The 19,493-nt window shown below is 70.0% G+C and carries 23 protein-coding genes; 16 read left to right on the forward strand and 7 right to left on the reverse strand.

The window, feature by feature from the left end; translation table 11 throughout:
* Positions 1-109: 109 nt before the first annotated feature.
* From atpB to atpD, 7 genes are all read left to right on the forward strand, one after another.
* A complete protein-coding gene (atpB, locus tag OQ02_RS16985) occupies positions 110-889 on the forward strand; it encodes a F0F1 ATP synthase subunit A (RefSeq protein WP_156077099.1) in 780 nt (259 codons plus the stop codon).
* 61 nt (positions 890-950) lie between these two features.
* Positions 951-1,196, forward strand: coding sequence for an ATP synthase F0 subunit C (locus tag OQ02_RS16990; protein WP_033439407.1), 246 nt, complete (start codon positions 951-953; stop codon positions 1,194-1,196).
* 32 nt (positions 1,197-1,228) lie between these two features.
* Positions 1,229-1,777, forward strand: a complete 549-nt coding sequence (locus OQ02_RS16995) for a F0F1 ATP synthase subunit B (RefSeq protein WP_033439408.1) — start codon at positions 1,229-1,231, stop codon at positions 1,775-1,777.
* Between the two features lie 10 nt (positions 1,778-1,787).
* The gene (locus OQ02_RS17000) at positions 1,788-2,624 is read left to right on the forward strand and encodes a F0F1 ATP synthase subunit delta (RefSeq protein WP_033439409.1); all 837 of its coding nucleotides are present in this window, start codon (positions 1,788-1,790) and stop codon (positions 2,622-2,624) included.
* 59 nt (positions 2,625-2,683) lie between these two features.
* A complete protein-coding gene (gene atpA / locus OQ02_RS17005) occupies positions 2,684-4,330 on the forward strand; it encodes a F0F1 ATP synthase subunit alpha (protein WP_033439410.1) in 1,647 nt (548 codons plus the stop codon).
* 7 nt (positions 4,331-4,337) lie between these two features.
* The gene (locus OQ02_RS17010; protein WP_033439411.1) at positions 4,338-5,273 is read left to right on the forward strand and encodes a F0F1 ATP synthase subunit gamma; all 936 of its coding nucleotides are present in this window, start codon (positions 4,338-4,340) and stop codon (positions 5,271-5,273) included.
* Positions 5,266-6,702 carry a F0F1 ATP synthase subunit beta gene (gene atpD, locus OQ02_RS17015; RefSeq protein ID WP_231500075.1) on the forward strand — a complete coding sequence of 479 codons (1,437 nt, stop codon included), beginning with the start codon at positions 5,266-5,268 and terminating at the stop codon, positions 6,700-6,702. The genes OQ02_RS17010 and atpD overlap by 8 nt, the downstream gene beginning before the upstream one ends.
* 167 nt (positions 6,703-6,869) lie before the next feature.
* On the opposite strand, the gene OQ02_RS17020 is transcribed toward atpD, so the two are convergent.
* Positions 6,870-7,616, reverse strand: coding sequence for an IclR family transcriptional regulator (locus OQ02_RS17020; RefSeq protein ID WP_033439413.1), 747 nt, complete (start codon positions 7,614-7,616; stop codon positions 6,870-6,872).
* A 140-nt stretch (positions 7,617-7,756) separates the two neighbouring features.
* On the opposite strand from OQ02_RS17020, the gene OQ02_RS17025 reads away from it, so the two are divergent.
* Positions 7,757-8,122, forward strand: a complete 366-nt coding sequence (locus OQ02_RS17025; protein WP_033439475.1) for a F0F1 ATP synthase subunit epsilon — start codon at positions 7,757-7,759, stop codon at positions 8,120-8,122.
* Between the two features lie 22 nt (positions 8,123-8,144).
* Entirely contained in the window at positions 8,145-8,576 is a 432-nt protein-coding gene (locus OQ02_RS17030) for a DUF2550 domain-containing protein (RefSeq protein WP_033439414.1), read from the forward strand.
* Positions 8,577-8,616: 40 nt separating this feature from the next.
* Here OQ02_RS17030 and OQ02_RS17035 read toward each other — a convergent pair whose 3' ends face one another.
* The gene (locus OQ02_RS17035; protein WP_033439415.1) at positions 8,617-9,483 is read right to left on the reverse strand and encodes an NAD(P)-dependent oxidoreductase; all 867 of its coding nucleotides are present in this window, start codon (positions 9,481-9,483) and stop codon (positions 8,617-8,619) included.
* 92 nt (positions 9,484-9,575) lie between these two features.
* On the opposite strand from OQ02_RS17035, the gene OQ02_RS17040 reads away from it, so the two are divergent.
* A complete protein-coding gene (locus OQ02_RS17040) occupies positions 9,576-9,938 on the forward strand; it encodes a winged helix-turn-helix transcriptional regulator (RefSeq protein ID WP_033439416.1) in 363 nt (120 codons plus the stop codon).
* A gap of 42 nt (positions 9,939-9,980) precedes the next feature.
* On the opposite strand, the gene OQ02_RS17045 is transcribed toward OQ02_RS17040, so the two are convergent.
* Entirely contained in the window at positions 9,981-10,553 is a 573-nt protein-coding gene (locus tag OQ02_RS17045) for a cob(I)yrinic acid a,c-diamide adenosyltransferase (protein WP_033439417.1), read from the reverse strand.
* Positions 10,554-10,647: 94 nt separating this feature from the next.
* Here OQ02_RS17045 and murA point away from each other — a divergent pair, with 94 nt between their 5' ends.
* The 3 genes from murA to OQ02_RS17060 all read left to right on the forward strand — a co-directional run bounded on the left by murA (position 10,648) and on the right by OQ02_RS17060 (position 12,970).
* Positions 10,648-11,907, forward strand: coding sequence for a UDP-N-acetylglucosamine 1-carboxyvinyltransferase (murA, locus tag OQ02_RS17050; protein WP_033439418.1), 1,260 nt, complete (start codon positions 10,648-10,650; stop codon positions 11,905-11,907).
* A 105-nt stretch (positions 11,908-12,012) separates the two neighbouring features.
* The gene (locus OQ02_RS17055) at positions 12,013-12,483 is read left to right on the forward strand and encodes a peptidoglycan-binding domain-containing protein (protein WP_051772430.1); all 471 of its coding nucleotides are present in this window, start codon (positions 12,013-12,015) and stop codon (positions 12,481-12,483) included.
* A gap of 19 nt (positions 12,484-12,502) precedes the next feature.
* Positions 12,503-12,970 (forward strand): peptidoglycan-binding domain-containing protein, encoded by a 468-nt coding sequence (locus OQ02_RS17060; RefSeq protein WP_231500076.1) that lies wholly within the window; start codon positions 12,503-12,505, stop codon positions 12,968-12,970.
* A 153-nt stretch (positions 12,971-13,123) separates the two neighbouring features.
* Here OQ02_RS17060 and OQ02_RS17065 read toward each other — a convergent pair whose 3' ends face one another.
* A complete protein-coding gene (locus OQ02_RS17065; RefSeq protein ID WP_442973635.1) occupies positions 13,124-13,420 on the reverse strand; it encodes a hypothetical protein in 297 nt (98 codons plus the stop codon).
* Positions 13,421-13,586: 166 nt separating this feature from the next.
* On the opposite strand from OQ02_RS17065, the gene OQ02_RS17070 reads away from it, so the two are divergent.
* Positions 13,587-15,578, forward strand: a complete 1,992-nt coding sequence (locus OQ02_RS17070; protein WP_033439420.1) for a protein meaA — start codon at positions 13,587-13,589, stop codon at positions 15,576-15,578.
* Positions 15,579-15,602: 24 nt separating this feature from the next.
* Here OQ02_RS17070 and OQ02_RS17075 read toward each other — a convergent pair whose 3' ends face one another.
* The gene (locus OQ02_RS17075) at positions 15,603-16,148 is read right to left on the reverse strand and encodes a cysteine hydrolase family protein (RefSeq protein WP_033439421.1); all 546 of its coding nucleotides are present in this window, start codon (positions 16,146-16,148) and stop codon (positions 15,603-15,605) included.
* 72 nt (positions 16,149-16,220) lie between these two features.
* Here OQ02_RS17075 and OQ02_RS17080 point away from each other — a divergent pair, with 72 nt between their 5' ends.
* A complete protein-coding gene (locus OQ02_RS17080) occupies positions 16,221-17,171 on the forward strand; it encodes a GlxA family transcriptional regulator (RefSeq protein WP_033439422.1) in 951 nt (316 codons plus the stop codon).
* 247 nt (positions 17,172-17,418) lie between these two features.
* Here the strand turns inward: OQ02_RS17080 and OQ02_RS17085 are convergent, their stop codons facing one another.
* Positions 17,419-18,222 (reverse strand): hypothetical protein, encoded by an 804-nt coding sequence (locus OQ02_RS17085; RefSeq protein WP_081915714.1) that lies wholly within the window; start codon positions 18,220-18,222, stop codon positions 17,419-17,421.
* A 56-nt stretch (positions 18,223-18,278) separates the two neighbouring features.
* Between OQ02_RS17085 and OQ02_RS17090 the strand changes: the two genes are divergently transcribed.
* A complete protein-coding gene (locus OQ02_RS17090; RefSeq protein WP_033439424.1) occupies positions 18,279-19,052 on the forward strand; it encodes an enoyl-CoA hydratase-related protein in 774 nt (257 codons plus the stop codon).
* Here OQ02_RS17090 and OQ02_RS17095 read toward each other — a convergent pair.
* On the reverse strand, positions 19,049-19,387 hold the full coding sequence (locus tag OQ02_RS17095; RefSeq protein ID WP_033439425.1) for a DoxX family protein: 339 nt from the start codon (positions 19,385-19,387) through the stop codon (positions 19,049-19,051). The genes OQ02_RS17090 and OQ02_RS17095 overlap by 4 nt on opposite strands.
* Between the last annotated feature and the right edge of the window lie 106 nt (positions 19,388-19,493).

Below are 19,493 nucleotides of genomic sequence, written 5' to 3' on the forward strand. Positions count from 1 at the left end.
GGTGGGGTGCCTCTCACAGGCGCTTGCGGTCCGTAAGGTACGTTAAGTCCCGATCGTGACGATTCCCCCGGCGGAGTGAACGCCGGCCGGGAGAACCGGAAGGAACACAGTGACCACGATGGTGCTGGCTGCGGGTGATGAGTTCGTCGCGCCCGGAGTGAAGGACTTCTTCCTCCCACCGATCTTCGGCGAAGTCACCAAGCCCATGGTGCTGTTGGTGCTGTCGATCCTCATCATCGGCGCCTTCTTCATCGCCGCGACCCGCAACCTCAAGCTGGTCCCCGGCAAGTTCCAGTTCGCCGCGGAGTCGCTCTACGACATCGGGCGCAACTCGATCGCCCGAGAGCAGATCGGCGCCAAGGACTTCAAGCCGTACGTGCCGCTGGTCTTGACGATTTTCACGTTCATCCTGGTGAACAACCTCTTCGGGCTCATCCCGCTGGTGCAGTTCCCGACGATGTCGCACATCGGCTTCCCGTTGGCCGTCTCGCTGCTCGTCGTCTACCCGGTGTACCACTTCGCCGGCATCCGGCGGCACGGCCTGGTCGGCTACCTGAAGAACCAGACCATGCCGCCCGGCGCCCCGTGGTTCGTGCTGCCGCTGCTCATCCCGATCGAGTTCTTCCAGAAGTTCGTGCTGAACCCGCTCACGCTCGCGATCCGAGTTTTCGCGGCCATGTTCGCGGGTCACCTGCTGCTGCTTGTGTTCACCTTGTCCGGTGAGTACCTGCTGTTCGCGGGCGGTGTCACGGTTGTCGTGGCGCCGGTCGCCTTCTTCTTCGCCATCGCGCTGACCTTCCTCGAAGCGCTCATCATGGTGTTGCAGGCCTACATTTTCGCTCTGCTGTCAGCCAGCTACATCGGCGCGGCGCTGGCTGAAGAGCACTGAGAAATATCAAGCCTCCGATCTGCGGGAGTTCCGCGGACCGAAGTGAAAGGGAACAGCACAAGTGAGCGCTCTCAACGTTGCGCAGAACGCCTTCGACCTCAACCCGGGTCTGGCTGCCATCGGTTACGGCCTCGCGGCCATCGGCCCCGGCATCGGCGTGGGTCTGATCTTCTCCTCGGTCATCAGCGGCACCGCCCGCCAGCCGGAGGCCCGCGGCGTGCTGCTGGGTCTCGCCTGGACCACCTTCGCCATCGTCGAGGTGCTGGCACTGCTCGGCTTCGTCGTCTACTTCCTCGCCACCGGCTGATCCCTGTTCATCGCACATAAGAGAGGTTTGTGATGAATACCCTCGTTCTGGCGGCGGAAGAAGGGGCGATCAACCCGGTCCTTCCGCACACGTCGGAGATCATCCTCGGTCTGATCGCGTTCTTGCTGCTGTTCTTCGTCATCAAGAAGTTCGTGACGCCGCGCTTCGAGACGTTGTACGCGGAACGTGCCGCCAAGATCGAGGGCGGGATCGAGAAGGCGGAGCAGGCGCAGGTCCAGGCGCAGGCGACGCTCGAGGAGTACAAGGCGCAGCTCGCCGAGGCGCGGGCCGAAGCGGCCCGCATCCGCGATGACGCCCGCATCGAAGGCGAGCAGATCATCAGCGAGCTGCGCGCCAAGGCGCAGGAGGAGTCCTCGCGGATCGTCGCGGCGGGACAGACCCAGCTGGAGACGCAGCGCGCGCAGATCGTCGCCGAGCTGCGTGGCGAGCTGGGCCGGCTGGCCATCGACCTGGCGGACCGGGTCGTCGGCGAGTCGCTGGAGGACGAGGTGCGCCGTCGGGGCACCGTCGACCGGTTCCTCTCCGAGCTCGACGGCACGTCGGCTCCGGCCGCCAAGTGAGGGAACGCCGATGACGCTGCACGCCGCTAGCCGTGACGCCCTCGCCGCCGCCGAGCTCCGGCTGCTGGAGGTCGTGGACGGCACGACGGGCCCGACCGCCGGCGAGTCGCTGGCGAAGCTGGGCGAGGAGCTGTTCGCCGTGGTGAGCCTGCTGTCGGCGCAGCCTTCGCTGCGTCGGGCGCTGGCCGACAACTCCTCCGAGGCCGCGTCGCGCGAGCAGCTGCTGCACGGGCTGCTCGACGGCAAGGTCTCGGACGCGGCCTTGCAGGTGCTGGCCCCGGTCGTCACCTCCCGCTGGTCCAGTCCGCGTGAGCTGGTCGACGGCGTCGAGTCGCTGGCCCGCACCACGCTGCTGGTGCGCGCGGAGCGGGACGGCAAGCTCGACTCGGTCGAGGACGAGCTGTTCCGGCTCGGCCGCATCATCGCCGGCAACCACGCGCTGGAGCTGGCGCTGTCCGACCCGGCGGCCGAGCCCGCCGGCAAGGTCGCGCTGGTCGACAGCCTCGTCGCGGGCAAGGTCGACGGGACCACCAAGACCCTGGTGGACCAGCTCGTCCGCGAGCCGCGCGGCCAGGGGGTCGTCAACGGCCTCGGCGATCTCGCGTCGCTCGCGGCCAAGCGCCGGGAACGTTCCGTCGCGTACGTCCGTTCCGCCGTCGAGCTGGACGCGGCGCAGCAGGACCGCCTGGAAGCCACGCTCACGCGGGTCTACTCCAGGCCGATCGCGCTGCACGTCGAGGTCGACCCCACGCTGCGCGGCGGTCTGCTGATCAAGATCGGCGACGAGGTCATCGACGGAAGCGTGGCCGGTCGGCTGGCGTCACTGCGCCGCGACCTCGCCGGCTGACCGACCGGAACCGCGGCCCACAAGCCCCTTTCCCAGAACGAAGTGAGAGCAGGAACGACATGGCGGAGCTGACGATCTCGTCGGACGAGATCCGCAGTGCGATCGAGAAGTACGTCTCGGCCTACTCCCCGGAAGTGAGCCGGGAAGAGGTCGGCGTCGTCGCGGAGACCTACGACGGCATCGCCATCGTCGAGGGTCTGCCCGGCACCATGACCAACGAGCTGCTGGAGTTCCCCGGCGGCGTGCTCGGCGTGGCCCTGAGCCTGGAAGTCCGCACCATCGGCGCGGTCATCCTGGGTGACTTCGACAAGATCGAAGAGGGCCAGGAGGTCAAGCGGACCGGCCAGGTGCTCTCCGTGCCGGTCGGCGACGGCTTCCTGGGCCGCGTGGTGAACCCGCTCGGCCAGCCGATCGACGGCCTCGGCGACATCGTGGCCGACGACAACCGCGCCCTCGAGCTCCAGGCCGCCTCGGTGCTGCAGCGGCAGCCCGTGAGCGAGCCGATGCAGACCGGCATCAAGGCCATCGACTCGATGACCCCGATCGGCCGCGGCCAGCGCCAGCTGATCATCGGCGACCGCAAGACCGGCAAGACCGCGGTCTGCATCGACACGATCATCAACCAGAAGAAGGCCTGGGACTCGGGCGACCCGCAGCAGCAGGTGCGCTGCGTGTACGTCGCCATCGGTCAGAAGGGCTCCACCATCGCGGGCGTCAAGTCCGCGCTGGAGGAGGCGGGCGCGCTGGAGTACACCACCATCGTCGCCGCCCCCGCGTCCGACTCGGCCGGCTTCAAGTGGCTCGCGCCCTACACCGGTTCGGCCATCGGCCAGCACTGGATGTACCAGGGCAAGCACGTCCTGATCATCTTCGACGACCTGACCAAGCAGGCCGAGGCGTACCGCGCCATCTCGCTGCTGCTGCGCCGCCCGCCGGGCCGTGAGGCCTACCCGGGCGACGTCTTCTACTTGCACTCGCGCCTGCTGGAGCGCTGCGCGAAGCTGTCGGACGAGATGGGCGGCGGCTCGATGACCGGCCTGCCGATCATCGAGACCAAGGCGAACGACGTGTCGGCCTACATCCCGACCAACGTCATCTCGATCACCGACGGCCAGTGCTTCCTGGAGTCGGACCTGTTCAACGCCGGTGTGCGACCGGCCGTCAACGTGGGTATCTCGGTGTCCCGCGTCGGTGGCGCCGCGCAGATCAAGGCGATGAAGACGGTCGCCGGCTCGCTGCGCCTCGACCTGTCGCAGTTCCGCGAGCTGGAGGCGTTCTCCGCCTTCGCCTCGGACCTCGACGCGGCGTCCCGCGCCCAGCTGGAGCGCGGCGCCCGCCTGGTCGAGCTGCTGAAGCAGGGTCAGTACTCGCCGGTGCCGGTCGAGGAGCAGGTCGTCTCGATCTACCTCGGCACGAACGGCCACTACGACGACATCCCGGTGGGCGACGTCCGCCGCTTCGAGTCGGAGTTCCTGGACCACGTGCGCCGCAGCCACGAGGTCATCCTGTCCGACATCCGTGAGTCCAAGAAGTTGTCGGACGACACGGAGAGGGGCATCGTGGACGCCGTCAACGCGTTCAAGCAGCAGTTCACCGCCTCGAACGGCGCCGCAGTGGTCAACGAGGCGCCGGCCGACGCGATGGACGCCGACAAGGTCGGACAGGAGTCGGTGAAGGTCAACCGGCCCGCTCCGACCGAGAAGTGACGTAGGCATGGCGGCCCAGATTCGCGAGCTGCGCCAACGGATCCGCACGGTCAACTCGACCAAGAAGATCACCAAGGCGTACGAGCTCATCGCCACGTCCCGTCTCGCCAAGGCGCAGACGAGGGTCGCGGCGTCCCGTCCCTACGCGGAGGAGATCACCTCGGTGCTCTCCGCGCTGGCGACGGCGTCGGCGAACCTCGACCACCCGCTGCTGACCGAGCGCAAGAACCCGCGTCGTGCCGGTGTCCTGGTCGTGACCAGCGACAAGGGCATGTGCGGTGGTTACAACGCCAACGTGCTGCGTGCCGCCGAGGAGCTGCTGTCGCTGCTGCGGTCCGAGGGCAAGGAGCCCGTGCTCTACGTCATCGGCCGCAAGGGCGCGGGCTACTACCGGTTCCGCCGGCGCGCGATCGCGGGCGAGTGGAGCGGGTTCTCCCAGCTACCGCACTACGTCAACGCCGCCGAGGCCGGTGACGCGCTGGTCAAGGCGTTCGTCGCGGGCAGCGACGACGAGGGCGACCAGCCCGGCCCGGACGGCGTGCTCGGCGTGGACGAGCTGCACGTGGTCTACACGGAGTTCAAGTCCATGCTCAGCCAGACGCCGGTCGCCAAGCGGATCGCGCCGATGGTGGTCGACTTCGACCCGGAGCCGCAGAAGGTCCGGTCGGTGTACTCGTTCGAACCGAGCGCGGAGACGCTGCTGGGCGCTCTGCTGCCCAAGTACGTCAAGACCAGGCTCTTCTCGGCACTGCTGGACGCGGCGGCCTCGGAGTCGGCGGCGCGACGGACCGCGATGAAGGCGGCGACGGACAACGCCACCGAGCTGGTCCGGAACCTCAGCCGCCAGGCGAACCAGGCCCGCCAGGCCCAGATCACCCAGGAGATCAGCGAGATCGTCGGTGGCGCCTCCGCGCTTACCGGGGGCGCAGGAAGTGATGAGTGACATGAGTGCTACTGCCACCACCACCCGCACCGGCCGTGTGGTCCGGGTGATCGGTGCCGTCGTCGACGTGGAGTTCCCGCGTGGCGCGGTGCCGGAGCTGTTCAACGCTTTGCACGTGGAGATCACGGTCGAAGCGGTGGCCAAGACGCTGACCCTGGAGGTCGCCCAGCACCTGGGTGACAACCTGGTCCGCACCATTTCGATGCAGCCGACGGACGGCCTGGTCCGCGGCGCGACGGTGTCCGACACCGGCAAGGCGATCAGCGTGCCCGTCGGCGACGTCGTCAAGGGCCACGTGTTCAACGCGCTGGGCGACTGCCTGGACGAGCCCGGTCTCGGCCGTGACGGCGAGCAGTGGGGCATCCACCGCAAGGCTCCGGCGTTCGACCAGCTCGAGGGCAAGACCGAGATCCTGGAAACGGGCATCAAGGTCATCGACCTGCTGACCCCGTACGTCAAGGGCGGCAAGATCGGCCTGTTCGGCGGCGCGGGCGTGGGCAAGACGGTGCTCATCCAGGAGATGATCACCCGTATCGCCCGCGAGTTCTCCGGCACGTCGGTGTTCGCCGGCGTCGGCGAGCGCACCCGTGAGGGCACCGACCTCCTCCTCGAGATGGAGGAGATGGGCGTTCTCAACGACACCGCCCTGGTGTTCGGTCAGATGGACGAGCCGCCCGGCACGCGTATGCGGGTCGCGCTGTCCGCGCTGACGATGGCGGAGTACTTCCGCGACGTGCAGGGCCAGGACGTGCTGCTGTTCATCGACAACATCTTCCGGTTCACCCAGGCGGGTTCCGAGGTGTCGACCCTGCTGGGCCGCATGCCGTCCGCCGTGGGTTACCAGCCGACGCTGGCGGACGAGATGGGTGAGCTCCAGGAGCGCATCACCTCGACGCGCGGTAAGTCGATCACCTCGCTGCAGGCCATCTACGTGCCCGCGGACGACTACACCGACCCCGCGCCGGCCACCACGTTCGCCCACCTGGACGCGACGACGGAGCTTTCCCGTCCGATCTCCCAGAAGGGCATCTACCCCGCGGTGGACCCGCTGTCCTCGTCCTCCCGGATCCTCGAGCCGTCGATCGTCGGCGAGGAGCACTACCGGGTGGCGCAGGAGGTCAAGCGGATCCTCCAGAAGTACAAGGAACTGCAGGACATCATCGCGATCCTCGGCATGGACGAGCTGTCCGAGGAGGACAAGGTCCTCGTCGGTCGCGCCCGTCGCCTGGAGCGCTTCCTCGGCCAGAACTTCATCGTGGCCGAGAAGTTCACCGGCCAGCCGGGTTCGTTCGTGTCGATCAAGGACACGATCGAGGCGTTCGACCGCGTCTGCAAGGGCGAGTTCGACCACTACCCGGAGCAGGCGTTCTTCTCCTGCGGCGGGTTGGACGACGTCGAGGCCAACGCTCAGAAGCTCGCGGGCAAGTAAGCCCCACCGGGCACACCAGGGCCGTCCCCGCCACGCGGGGGCGGCCCTGCCGCGTCCCCCCAATCTCGTGAGTCCTACGTTCAGAACCCGTGAGTCCTACGTTCAAGGCCCGTGAGTCCTACGTTCGGAACACCTGAATTCAACGTTCAGGTGCCACGAGTCGTGCGTCAGGACGAGGCCCAGCCCAGGGCGCGGGAGATCGCCAAACCGCACGTGCGCACGGCGGGCACGACGGCCTCCGTGCTCGTCCCGGTGGGCACCACGACCGACACGGCGGCCACCACGTCCCCGTCCTGGCCGCGAACCGGTGCGGCGACCGAGTACGTGATCATCTCGATCTGGCGGTCGCTGATGGCGTAGTCGTCCCGCCGCACCCGCGCCAGCACCTCGCGCAGTTCACCGGGCGACACGATCGTCTTCGCCGTGTACCGCTTCAACGCCCCCGCGAGCACGGACTCCTGCACGGCCACCGGCGCGGCGGCCAGGAGCACCAGCCCGACCCCCGTGCAGTGCAACGGCATCCGGCTGCCGACCCGCGTGACCACGTTCACCGCGTCCCGCGCCGAGATCCGCTCGACGTACACGACCTCCGCGCCGTCACGCACGGCCAGCTGCACGTTGTGCCGCGTCACCTCGTACAGGTCCTCCAGGAACGGCAGCGCGCGCTCCCGCAGGTCCAGGCTCCCCGGCGCCAGCACGCCCAGCTCCAGCAGCCTGAGCCCCACGGAGTACCGGCCGTCCGCGGCGCGGTCCAGCGCGCGCAGCTCGACCAGGGACGCCACCAGCCGGTGCGTGGTGCTCAACGGCAGGCCGGAGTGGCGGCTCAGCTCGGAGAGCGTCACCGCCGGCCGGTCCGCGCTGAACACCGACAGCAGCGAGAACACCCGCTCCAGCAGCGACTTCGGCGTGGGCACGGGCCCAGTCTCGCACTCGCGGAACGCCCGCCCGCCGTGCGGCTGGACGCCGTGGGAGCGCCAGGGGGTGGCTGGTGCGGCGGGCTGTTCCGGTCACCGTTTAGACTGCACCTGACTCCATGTCGACGAGGGAGATGCGCGTGGCCGAGATGACCGTCCAGTTGGTCGCCGTGGAACGCCGCCTGTGGTCCGGCACGGCCACCTCGGTGGTCGCGCAGACGCTCGAGGGCGAGATCGGCATCCTGCCCGGCCACGAGCCCGTGCTCGGGCAGTTGGTCGAGGGTGGCGTGGTCCGGATCCGCACCACGGACAACGAGCTCGTGACGGCGGCCGTGCACGGGGGCTTCCTCTCCGTTACCGGCGGTGGCGTGAGCATCCTCGCCGAGGACGCGGAACTCTCCCACGAGATCGACGTCGACCAAGCCCGCGCGGACGTCCAGAACATGGACGACGTGCAGCGGGCCAGGGCCATCGCGCGGCTCCGCGCCGCGGGTCACACGGCCTGACGCGGACGAGCGGACAAACGCCGTGGGGATCGCCGAACTGGTCGGGGTGGTCCTGTTCGTCGCGGTGGTGGTCCTCGCGTACTTCGCGTGGCGCCGCGTACGGCTGTTGCGCGCGGGCGGTGTGCACGTGGCGCTGAGATCGAGGCTCGAAGGTTCCGGCCGCGGCTGGCACCTGGGCGTCGGGCACTACCGGGGTGACGAGTTCACCTGGTTCCGCGTGCTGAGCCTGAGCTCCGGCCCGGACATGGTCATCTCCCGCGAGGGGTTCGAGATCGACGACCGGCGCGAGCCGACCCCGCCGGAGGCGTACGCGATGCCCACGGGCGCGGTAGTGCTCCGCTGTCGTGGAAACAGGGGCGAAGTCGAGATCGCGATGGGCCCGGACGCGCTGACAGGATTCCTGTCCTGGTTGGAATCAGCGCCTCCGGGCCGCTCCATTCCCTGGGCCTCCTGACCGAGGGCCGAAGCCCCGCCGCGGGAGCCCCTGACCGGGCTCAGCCGGGGTGCTTGATGCTCTCGATGATCCGGGCGAAGCCCTCCTTGCCGTGACCGGCGTCGACCTGTCGCCGGATGAGGTTCTGCACCACGCCGATCACCTCGGTGCTGATCCCCTGCGCGGCGCTCGCCTCGACCATGTCGCCGAGGTCGGAGAACTCCAGGCTCTGCTGCCCGGCGACGGTGTAGTCGCCGCCGTCCACGACCGCCGCGAACCCGGCGAACCCGCCGGTCATCGCGGACAGCCACGGCGCGGCCCGGCCGGCGAACTCCGTCGCGGACACGCCCGCGCCCGCGACCATCGCCGCACCGTGCAGGAAGCCGGCGAACATGACGTACATGCCGGAGAGCAGCGCGAAGTCGTACAGCGACGCCAGGCCGGGGTCCTCACCGAAGTACGTGCTGTCGCCCCACAGGTCCAGCAGCGGGCGGCACTGCTCGAACGCGGCGGCCGAACCGCTGTAGAGGACGGACGAGCCGGGCTGCCCGATCATCGACGGCACCGCCATGATGCCGCCGTCGAGGTACGTGATGCCGTGCTCGACCGCCCAGCCCGCGATCTCCCTGGCCTGGTCCGGGGTGGTCGAGGTGACGTTGACCAGCGTCCGGCCGGTGAGCAGGCCGGCGATCGGGTCGAGGACTTCGTGGACCGACGCGGCGTCGAAGAGGCAGGCGACCACGACGTCGCCGGCGGTCACCGCGTCCCGCGCCGTCGTGGCGGCGGTGGCGCCCAGGTCGACGAGGGCGTCGGCCTTGCCGGGCGACCGGTTCCAGACCGTGGTCGGGTGACCCGCCCGGACCAGCGCAGCCGCGAGGACCGAGCCCATCTCGCCCAGTCCGAGAACGCTCACAGAGGTGTTTGTCATGGCTAGATCGTCGCCGGTACCGGTAGTCTCCACCAGTACGGACTAATTAGTGCAGTACCCACCTTTTGGTAAGCATGGCTTGAGGAGCGCAGATGCCGACGAAGGCCCGACGTGGTCCCTACATCTGCGGTATCGACGCCGCGATGGACGTGGTGTCCGGGAAGTGGAAGTCGCTGATCCTCTGGGAGCTGCACCTGCACGGCGTCCGGCGGTTCGCCCAGCTCCGGCGCGGCCTGCCGGGGGTGAGCGAGAAGATGCTCGTCCAGCAGCTGCGCGAGATGGAAGAGGACGACCTCGTGCACCGCGAGGTGTTCCCCGAGGTGCCGCCCAGGGCCGAGTACACGCTGACCCGGCACGGCACCTCCCTCAACGAAGCGCTGTCCGCCCTGGGGGAGTGGGGCGCCGAGCGGATCGAGCGCATCGGCGCCGAGAAGGTGGTCTACGCGGCGGGCTGAGGGCGGTGAGGTGTCGGCGGCAGTCAGGCGAGCTGAGGGCAGTCAGGCGTTGGCACCGGGCTGCCAGAGCACGTCGCCGTCCGGGTTCGCCACCCTGGCCAGGATGAAGAGCAGGTCGGACAGCCGGTTCAGGTACTTCGCGGTCAGCACGTTCGTCTGCTCGGCCTCGACCTCGATCAACGCCCACGTGCCGCGCTCGGCACGCCGTGCGATGGTCCGCGCCTGGTGCAGCAGGGCCGCGCCGGGCGTGCCGCCGTTCAGGATGAACGACTCCAGCTTGCCCAACCGCGCGTTGAACGAGTCGCACCACGCCTCCAGCCGGTCCACGTAGGCCTGGGTGACCCGCAGCGGCGGGTACTTCGGGTCCGGGACGATCGGCGTGCACAGGTCGGCCCCGACGTCGAACAGGTCGTTCTGGACCTGCCGCACCACCTCGGCGACGTCCTGCTCCAACGCCCCGAGCGCCAGGGCGACGCCGAGCGCGGCGTTGGTCTCGTCCACGTCGGCGTACGCCGTGATCCGCGGCGAGGTCTTGGGCACGCGGGAGAAGTCGCCGAGTCCGGTGCTCCCGTCGTCGCCGACGCGGGTGTAGATCTTCGTCAGGTGCACGGCCATGCCAAGCACTGTAGACACCGCAGTGGGCCACCACGGACGGGCACGATTCAGACCGTCCGTAGGATTGCCCTACATCGAGCAAGGAGTCCCTTACGTGAGTGAGCACTTCCGGGTTCAGGGCGGTGGGCGCCTCGTCGGCGATGTCGACGTCGTAGGCGCGAAGAACAGCGTGCTCAAGCTGATGGCGGCGGCACTGCTGGCCGAGGGCACCACCACCATCACCAACTGCCCGGAGATCCTGGACGTGCCGCTGATGGCGGACGTGCTGCGCAGCCTGGGCTGCGAGGTGACCCTCGACGGCAGCGTCGTCACCATCACCACCCCGAAGGAGCTCAACCACCGGGCCGACTCGGAGGCGATGGGCAAGCTCCGCGCGTCCGTGTGCGTCCTGGGGCCCCTGGTGGGTCGCTGCAAGCGCGCCGTGGTCGCGCTGCCGGGCGGTGACGCGATCGGCAACCGGCCGCTGGACATGCACCAGAACGGCCTGCGCAAGCTCGGCGCGCACAGCGAGATCGAGCACGGCTGCGTGGTCGCCGAGGCCGAGGGCCTGCACGGCGCGCAGATCTGGCTCGACTTCCCCAGCGTGGGCGCGACCGAGAACATCCTGATGGCGGCGGTGCTGGCGAACGGCACCACGGTCATCGACAACGCCGCCCGCGAGCCGGAGATCGTGGACATCTGCGTGATGCTCCAGGAGATGGGCGCGAAGATCGAGGGCGCGGGCACGTCCACGCTGACGGTGCACGGCGTCGAGTCGCTGCGGCCGACCGAGCACCGGGTCATCGGTGACCGGATCGTGGGCGCCACGTGGGCGTTCGCGGCGGTCATGACGCGCGGTGACATCACCGTGCACGGCGTGAACCCGCACCACCTCGACCTGGTGCTGGAGAAGCTGCGGATGGCGGGCGCGGAGGTGACCGTCCTCGGCGACGACGGCTTCCGCGTGGTGCAGCGGGCACGGCCGCGGTCGGTGGACTTCGTGACGCTGCCGTACCCCGGTTTCGCCACCGACCTCCAGCCGTTCGCGATCGCGCTGTCCAGCGTGTCCGAGGGCACGTCGATGATCACCGAGAACCTGTTCGAGGCGAGGTTCCGGTTCATCGAGGAGATGGTCCGGCTGAGCGCCGACGCCCGCACCGACGGCCACCACGCGGTCGTGCGCGGTGTGGAGCGGCTGTCCAGCGCGCCGGTGTGGGCCTCGGACATCCGTGCGGGCGCGGGGCTGGTGCTCGCCGGGCTGTGCGCGGACGGCGTGACCGAGGTGTACGAGATCTTCCACATCGAGCGCGGCTACCCGGGCTTCGTGGAGAACCTGCGCAAGCTCGGCGCGACCGTGGAGCGCGTCGGCGCCTGACCGCGGCTCTTCCCTCCCCACCGGGTGTCGGGTGTTCACCGGACACCGTCTGAGCAGCGGTTTCCCTAGAGTCGGTACGCGTTGGCCGACTTCAGGGGGAAGAATATGAGGGAGTTGTTCGGCAGGCGGGGCCGGCGCGGGAGGGCGCTCGGCCTGGTCGCGCTGGCGGTGGGAGCGGCGACGATCGCGTTGTCCACGCCGGCGTCGGCCGCGGAGCCGTCTCCGTGCGCCTCGATGACGGAGATGGTGCGATCGGGTCACACGATCGTCGTGCCGACGTTCAAGGGCAGCACCTTGTGCCAGATCGGCCGCGACTACGCGGCGAACGCGACGGTCGTGTCCCGGTTCCAGTTCACGATGCGCCGGTGCTACCCGTCGCTGAACCTGGCGTCGCCCTACTCGAACGAGAAGGTGGGCGACCTCTCCGCCGACGGCAGCTTCGGGCCGCGCACCGAGGCCGCGTTGAAGGCCGTGCAGCGCTACATCGGCACGGACCCGGACGGCATCTACGGCCCGAAGACCCGCGACCGGATGAAGTTCACGGCGCCGGATCGCGTCTACTGCTACGGCTACTGAGTTCGAGGGGGAGATCGGTGTGAAGGAGGGTTCAGGGTTGCGCCGGTTCGGCGTGGGTGTGGCGGCCGTGCTCATGGCCGTCACCGGGGTGGTCGTGTCGGGGGGATCGGCGTCCGCGGCGACCCCCCTGTGCGACAGGATGGCGTCTCACCACGTGGGCGGCAACATCGACATCTTGGTTCCGGCCATCGGTGCGAACCGCCACACCTGCCTGATCGGCAGCGGCTTGGTGGCGAACTACAAGATCGTGGTGCAGTTCCAGGCCACGATGGTCAAGTGCTACGGGGGTCTCCGGCTGGCGTCGCCGTACGGGGACGAGTTCATCCGCGACCTCGACATGGACGGCAGCTTCGGCCCGCGTACCCAGGCCGCGTTGAAGGCGGTGCAGAAGTCCGTCGGTGCCACGGTCGACGGGTCCTACGGCCCCAACACCCGTGACCGGATGAAGTTCGTCGACAACCGCGATCGTTACTGCTACGCCTACTGAGCTGGGCGACGGCACCTGAGAGCCCTCCTGACCTGCCGGGTCAGGAGGGCTCTTCGCGCAGCGGGAACCGGGCACCGGGCACGATCGACCGGCCTTCCGACTCGGCACGGCGGGCTTCCCGAGTCGGTGAGCACGCGGTCGGCTGTCCGGTTACTACCCGTGTTCGCGCAGGAGGAGTTTGGCGTCGGGCACGTCGGCGGGGAACACCATCAGCCGGTGCAGGCCGCCGCGGTGCACGACGGTCACCTTGATGCCTGCCGTGCGCAAGCGCTTGGCCAGCACCGCCGCGGCTTCGGGAGTGGGCACGGCGGTGACTTCGGTCAGCAGGCCGAAGTCGTCGCCGGTGTAGTCGGGCACGGCCCGGCGGTCGATGCCGAACGCCCAGAACAGCACGAGGGCGAGCAACCCGAACACGATCACCAGCAGCAGGAAGGTGGTGAGCGCGGTCACGCCGCACATCCTGCCGCAGCTTCGATTCAGTGAGCAACGGCACGCGCGCACTGGGTTACCCGTCAGTACGCTACGGGCAACAACGCGAGGTCGCGAGCGGCCGACTTCCAGGCGACGGAGCCGCCGTCTGCGGAGCAGCGGCCATCCAACACCGTAGGAGGTTGCCGTGCCGTACCCGGCCGACCGAGAGCGCGACCGCCCGTGGGTGATGCGGACGTACGCGGGTCACTCCAGCGCCACCGCCTCCAACGCGCTGTACCGCCGCAACCTCGCCAAGGGCCAGACGGGCTTGTCCGTCGCGTTCGACCTGCCCACCCAGACGGGCTACGACCCGGACGACGAGCTGGCCAAGGGCGAAGTGGGCAAGGTCGGCGTGCCGGTCAGCCACATCGGCGACATGAGGCAGCTGTTCGACCAGATCCCCATGGGCGAGGCGAACACCTCGATGACCATCAACGCGACGGCCATGTGGCTGCTCGCGCTGTACGTGAGCGTGGCCGAGGAGCACGGCGCGGACCGGGCCACCCTCGCGGGCACCACGCAGAACGACATCATCAAGGAGTACCTGTCCCGCGGCACGTACGTGTTCCCGCCCGGACCGAGCCTGCGGCTGATCACCGACGTGGTCGCGTGGACCGTGTCGAACGTGCCGAAGTGGAACCCGATCAACATCTGCTCGTACCACCTCCAGGAGGCGGGCGCGACGCCGGTGCAGGAGATCGCGTACTCGTTGTCCACCGCGATCGCGGTGCTGGACTCGGTGTTCGACTCCGGTCAGGTGCCCGAGGAGCGGCGCGGCGAGGTCGTCGCCCGCATGTCCTTCTTCGTGAACGCCGGGGTGCGGTTCGTCGAGGAGATGTGCAAGATGCGGGCGTTCGTCCAGCTGTGGGACGAGATCACCCGTGACCGGTACGGCATCGTCGACCCGAAGCACCGCCGGTTCCGGTACGGCGTGCAGGTGAACTCGCTCGGGCTGACCGAGGCGCAGCCGGAGAACAACGTGCAGCGGATCGTGCTGGAGATGCTGGCGGTGACGCTGTCCCGCGACGCGCGCGCCCGAGCGATCCAGCTGCCCGCGTGGAACGAGGCGCTGGGCCTGCCCCGGCCGTGGGACCAGCAGTGGGCGTTGCGCATGCAGCAGGTGCTGGCCTACGAGACGGACCTGCTGGAGTACCAGGACATCTTCGACGGCTCGCACGTCGTCAAGGCCAAGGTGGACGAGCTCGTCGAGGGCGCGCGGACCGAGATCGACCGCGTGCAGGCGATGGGCGGCGCGGTCGTGGCGGTGGAGTCCGGGTACATGAAGTCGGCGCTGGTGTCGTCGTTGGCGGAGCGGCGTCGGCGGGTCGAGTCCGGTGACGACGTCGTGGTGGGCGTGAACAAGTTCGCCACCACCGAGCCTTCGCCGTTGCAGGCCGAGGGCGCGAACGCGATCCTGCAGATCGACCCGGTGGTGGAGCAGCACGCGATCGAGGCCCTTCAGGAGTGGAAGGCCTCGCGCGACGACGCCCTGGTGAAGTCCACTTTGGACGACCTGCGGGCGGTGGCGAAGACGGACCGGAACCTGGTCGAGGCGACCATCGCGTGCGCCCGCGCGGGGGTGACGACCGGTGAGTGGTCGTCGGCGCTGCGCGAGACGTTCGGCGAGTACCGCGCTCCTACCGGTGTTTCCGCCGCCTCGGCGTCGGGTGAGGCCGGTGCCGAGATCGGCCGGGTGCGCGAGCGCGTGCGGGCGACCGGCGAGGAGTTGGGCGAGCGGCTGCGCATCCTGGTCGGCAAGCCGGGGCTGGACGGGCACTCCAACGGGGCCGAGCAGGTCGCCGTGCGGGCGCGGGACGTCGGCTTCGAGGTCGTGTACCAGGGGATTCGCCTCACGCCCGCGCAGATCGTCGCCGCGGCCGTGCAGGAGGACGTGCACGTGGTGGGCCTGTCGATCCTGTCCGGCTCGCACCTGGAGGTCGTGCCCGCGGTGGTCGACGGCCTGCGTGCGGCCGGTGCCGGTGACGTGCCGGTCATCGTCGGGGGGATCGTGCCGCCCGACGACGCCGACAAGCTGCGCGAGCGCGGTGTGGCCCGGGTGTTCACGCCCAAGGACTACGAGCTGACCCAGATCATGGACGAGATCGTGACCGTGGTGCGGTCGGCGCACGGCATCTAGGGTCACGCATCCAGGCGCACGCGGCTAGGTTCGCGGCACGCGGGTTCGCGGCGTCCGGACGACGTCGTCGGTGGACACGATCCCGGCGAAGCCACCGCCGCGCAGGTTGGCGGCGGTGGCCCGGGTGAGCTGGTCGGCGGTCAGGTCCTCCAGGTCGAACGTGAACGTGGCGTCGAGGACGACCCGCACCCGGTAGCCGAGGTTGCCGCCGACCCGGGCGGTCGTCTCCACGCACATGTTCGTCTGGACGCCGGCGAGCACGACGTCGGTGATCTGCCGGGCTCCCAGCCACGCGTGCAGGTCGACCTCGCCGTGGAACGCGGAGTTGACGCTCTTCGCGAACACCAGGTCGGGTTCGGCCCGGTCGAGCTCCGGCTTGAACCGGTTGCCGTCCTGGCCGGGGCGCAGCGGTGAGTCCGGGGTGGTCGAGTCGTGCCGGACGAACACCAGCGGGCCGGTCCAGGAGTCGAGGAGGCGGGCGATGTTGGCCTCCGCGTCGGGGTTGTTGCGCTTGCCCCAGTACGGGTCGTCGAAGCCGCGCTGCACGTCGATCAGGATCAAAGCGGTCATGCGGGTAACCCTGCGCCGGTCGCGGCCCGGGGTGTGAGTGGCAGATCCGGCACGTCGGGGTACTTTCCTGCCATGCGCACGGTCGGTGTCCTGGTGCTGCCGGGAAGTCGGATGTTCGACGTCTCGGTGGTGAGCGAGGTGTGGGGCGTCGACCGGACCGACAGCGGGATCGGCCCGTTCTCGTTGCGGGTGTGCGCTCCGGGGCGGGTGGCGACGCCGTTGGCCCCTGTGGGCGTCCTCCCGGCGACGCACGGGTTGGCCGGTCTGCGGGACTGCGACCTGGTGGTGGTGCCCGGTCGGGTCGATCCGTCGGCGCCGGTGCCGCCTTCGGTCGTGCGCGCGCTGCGGTCGTTCTCCGGGACGGTGGCGGCGCTGTGCTCGGGGGCGTTCACGCTGGCGGCGGCGGGTCTGCTCGACGGTCGGGAGGCGACGACGCACTGGCGGCTGCTCGACGCGCTGGAGGACGCCGCACCTCGGACGCGCGTGGTCCGGGATGTGCTGTTCACCGACGGTGCCGAAGTCTTGACCTCGGCAGGTGTGGTCGGCGGCGTGGACCTGTGCCTGCACCTGGTCCGGCGGGCGCACGGAGCCGACGTGGCCGCCGCCTTGGCCCGTCGCCTGGTGATGCCGCCGACCCGTGAGGGAGGCCAACGCCAGTACGTCGACCCACCCCTGCCGGCGAGACCGGACCGCGTCGGCATCGCGTCCACAGTGGACTGGGCGGTGGGGCGGTTGGGAACGCCCATCGGCGTTGCCGACCTGGCCGCGCACGCGGGCATGAGCGACCGCACCTTCCACCGCGCTTTCCTGGCCGCGACCGGCAGCACACCGGGCCGGTGGCTCCAGGTCCAGCGAGTGCGCCTGGCGCAGCGGTTCTTGGAGACGACGGACCTCCCGGTGCACCGCGTGGCGGAGCGCTCGGGCCTGGGCACCCCCACCAACCTCCGCCGCCGGCTGCGCGCCGAACTGGGCGTGACCCCGGACGCCTACCGCCGCACCTTCCGAGTCCCCACCGCCCCCTGACCGAGGCCTTGACTGCCGTGCCTTGACTGCCGCCGCCTGACTGCCGCCGCCTGACCGCCGCGTTGACGGCCATCCCCACCCGCCGCCCTGCCCGCCGTCCCTGCCCGCCGTCCCTGACTACCGCGCCCTGACTGCCGTCTGTTGACCGCCGTGCCCTGACTGCCGTCTGTTGACCGCCGTGCCTTGACTGCCGTTCCCCGACCGCCGCGCCTTGACCGCCCCCGCCTGACCTCCGCGACCGACCGGGCTACTGCACCGCCACCGGGATGACGCCGTTGTGCTCGTCCACCAGCAGCCGTGCGCCCAACGGCTCCTTCAGCTTCACCGTGTAGGGCTTGCTCCGGTAACTCGCGTCACGGGCGCAGTTGCCGGCCCCGCCACCCGTCGTCCGCAGGCCGACCGTCACGAACGCCGCACCCTCGGTCACCACGGGCTCGCTGACGGCCGGCTCCTCACCAGGGCACGGCGGCCCCGGGTCGGGCAGCTGCACCACCAGTTCCACCCCGTCGAACGTGGCCGCGTGGTGCGTGGAGAAGCCGACCTGGCCCAGCTTCCAGAACGCCTCCGGGGTCAGCGCCGGCCACGCCCACACGCTCCCGAACGAGCTCCGGAACCGCCACGCGGGCAACACCAGCCCGCCACGGTCGGTCCGGAACTCCGCCGTGCCCAGCTCGGCGCTCACCAGCTCCAACGGCGGCCCCTGCGGCCCGTCCTCGGACAGCGCGTTCACCGCGTCCACCGCCTCACGCACACCGATCAGCGGCACCGTGGCCGGGCCGTCGGGCAGCTCCACCGGCACCAGCCCCGGAACCGCGGGCTCCCCACCGGTGAACGTGAACCGGCCGTTGCCCGCCGCCACCTTCTCCTCCTCGCTGCCGACCCCCTCCAGCTGCACCCACGGCGGCCCGATCAGCACGATCGGACGCGGAACGGCGGTCACCGGGAAGTCGACGGGCGCGGTCGCCGTGCCGGGGGCGAGGGGCAGCACGGCCGACGGCGTCCCGGCGCAGCCCGCCAGCAGCAGCCCGAGCGCCAACAGGCGAAGTCTCATACCGCTTGGACGGCACTCCACGGGCAGGTGGTTGCACGGCCGGTTACGGTCGCAACATGGCCGAACACCAGCACATCCGCGTCGATCGCACGGGTGACGTCGTGCGCATCACCATGGACCGCGCCGCCCGGCGCAACTCGCTGTCCGCCGAGCACCTGGCGGAGCTGCTGACCGCGTTCCGCGAGGTCGCCGCCACGGACGCGGTGGGCGTGGTGCTCGCGGCCGAAGGGCCGGTGTTCTCCGCCGGTCACGACTTCGCCGACGTGGCGGCGCGCGACCTGGAAGGCGTGCGCGAGCTGCTCACCCTGTGCACGGACCTCATGCGGACCATCGAGTCCGTGCCGCAGGTCGTGATCGCCAGGGTGCACGGCCTGGCCACGGCGGCCGGCTGCCAGCTGGTGGCGTCCTGCGACCTGGCGGTGGCGGCGGAGGAAGCCGGGTTCGCCCTGCCCGGCGGCAAGGGCGGCTGGTTCTGCCACACCCCGGCGGTGCCGGTGGCGCGGGCCGTGGGGCGCAAGCGGTTGATGGAGCTGGCGTTGACCGGTGACGCCGTGGACGCGCGGACCGCCGAGCAGTGGGGCCTGGTGAACCGCGTCGTGCCCCTCGCCGACCTGGACGACGCCGTGGACGACCTGATGCGCCGGGCCACCAGGGGCAGCCGGGCCGCCAAGGCGTTGGGCAAGCAGACGATCTACGCCCAGCTGGACCGGCCCGAAGCCGACGCGTACGCCATCGCGGTGGAGGTCATGGCCGCCGCGTCGCAGACCCCGGCGGCCAAGGAGGGGATGGCGTCGTTCCTTGAGAAGCGCCCGCCGGTGTGGTCCGACTAGAGCACCAGGCACCCCACGGCCAGCGCGAGGTACGCGGCGGGGAACGTCATGGTGCGGAAGGCCTGTGCCCGCACGTGGGCGACGATCGCGCCGACGAAGAACGCCACCAGCCCGATCGCCGCCGCCACCCCGATGACCGGCACGCCGAGCAGGCCGAGGAGGAGCCCGGCGGCGCCGGCGGCCTTCAGCGCGCCCAACGCGGGCACCCACGACCGCGGCACGTCGACCGCGGCCGAGTTGGCCAGGACGAAGTCCGCTTTCCGGAAGTCGGCGACGGCGATACCGGCGTTGGCCACGATGGTGAGGACGGTGACGACGGTGTGAGCGGTGGACATGGACCCTCCCGGGCGACGCTGAGCAGACGGACGTCTACCCACTCGACGTGCGGCCCGCGCGGAAGGTGACCGGCCTGAAGGTGACCGGCTCGAAGGTGACAGGGGA

Origin of the sequence: Saccharothrix sp. NRRL B-16314 (assembly GCF_000716595.1) — a bacterium.
GTDB lineage: Bacteria > Actinomycetota > Actinomycetes > Mycobacteriales > Pseudonocardiaceae > Actinosynnema.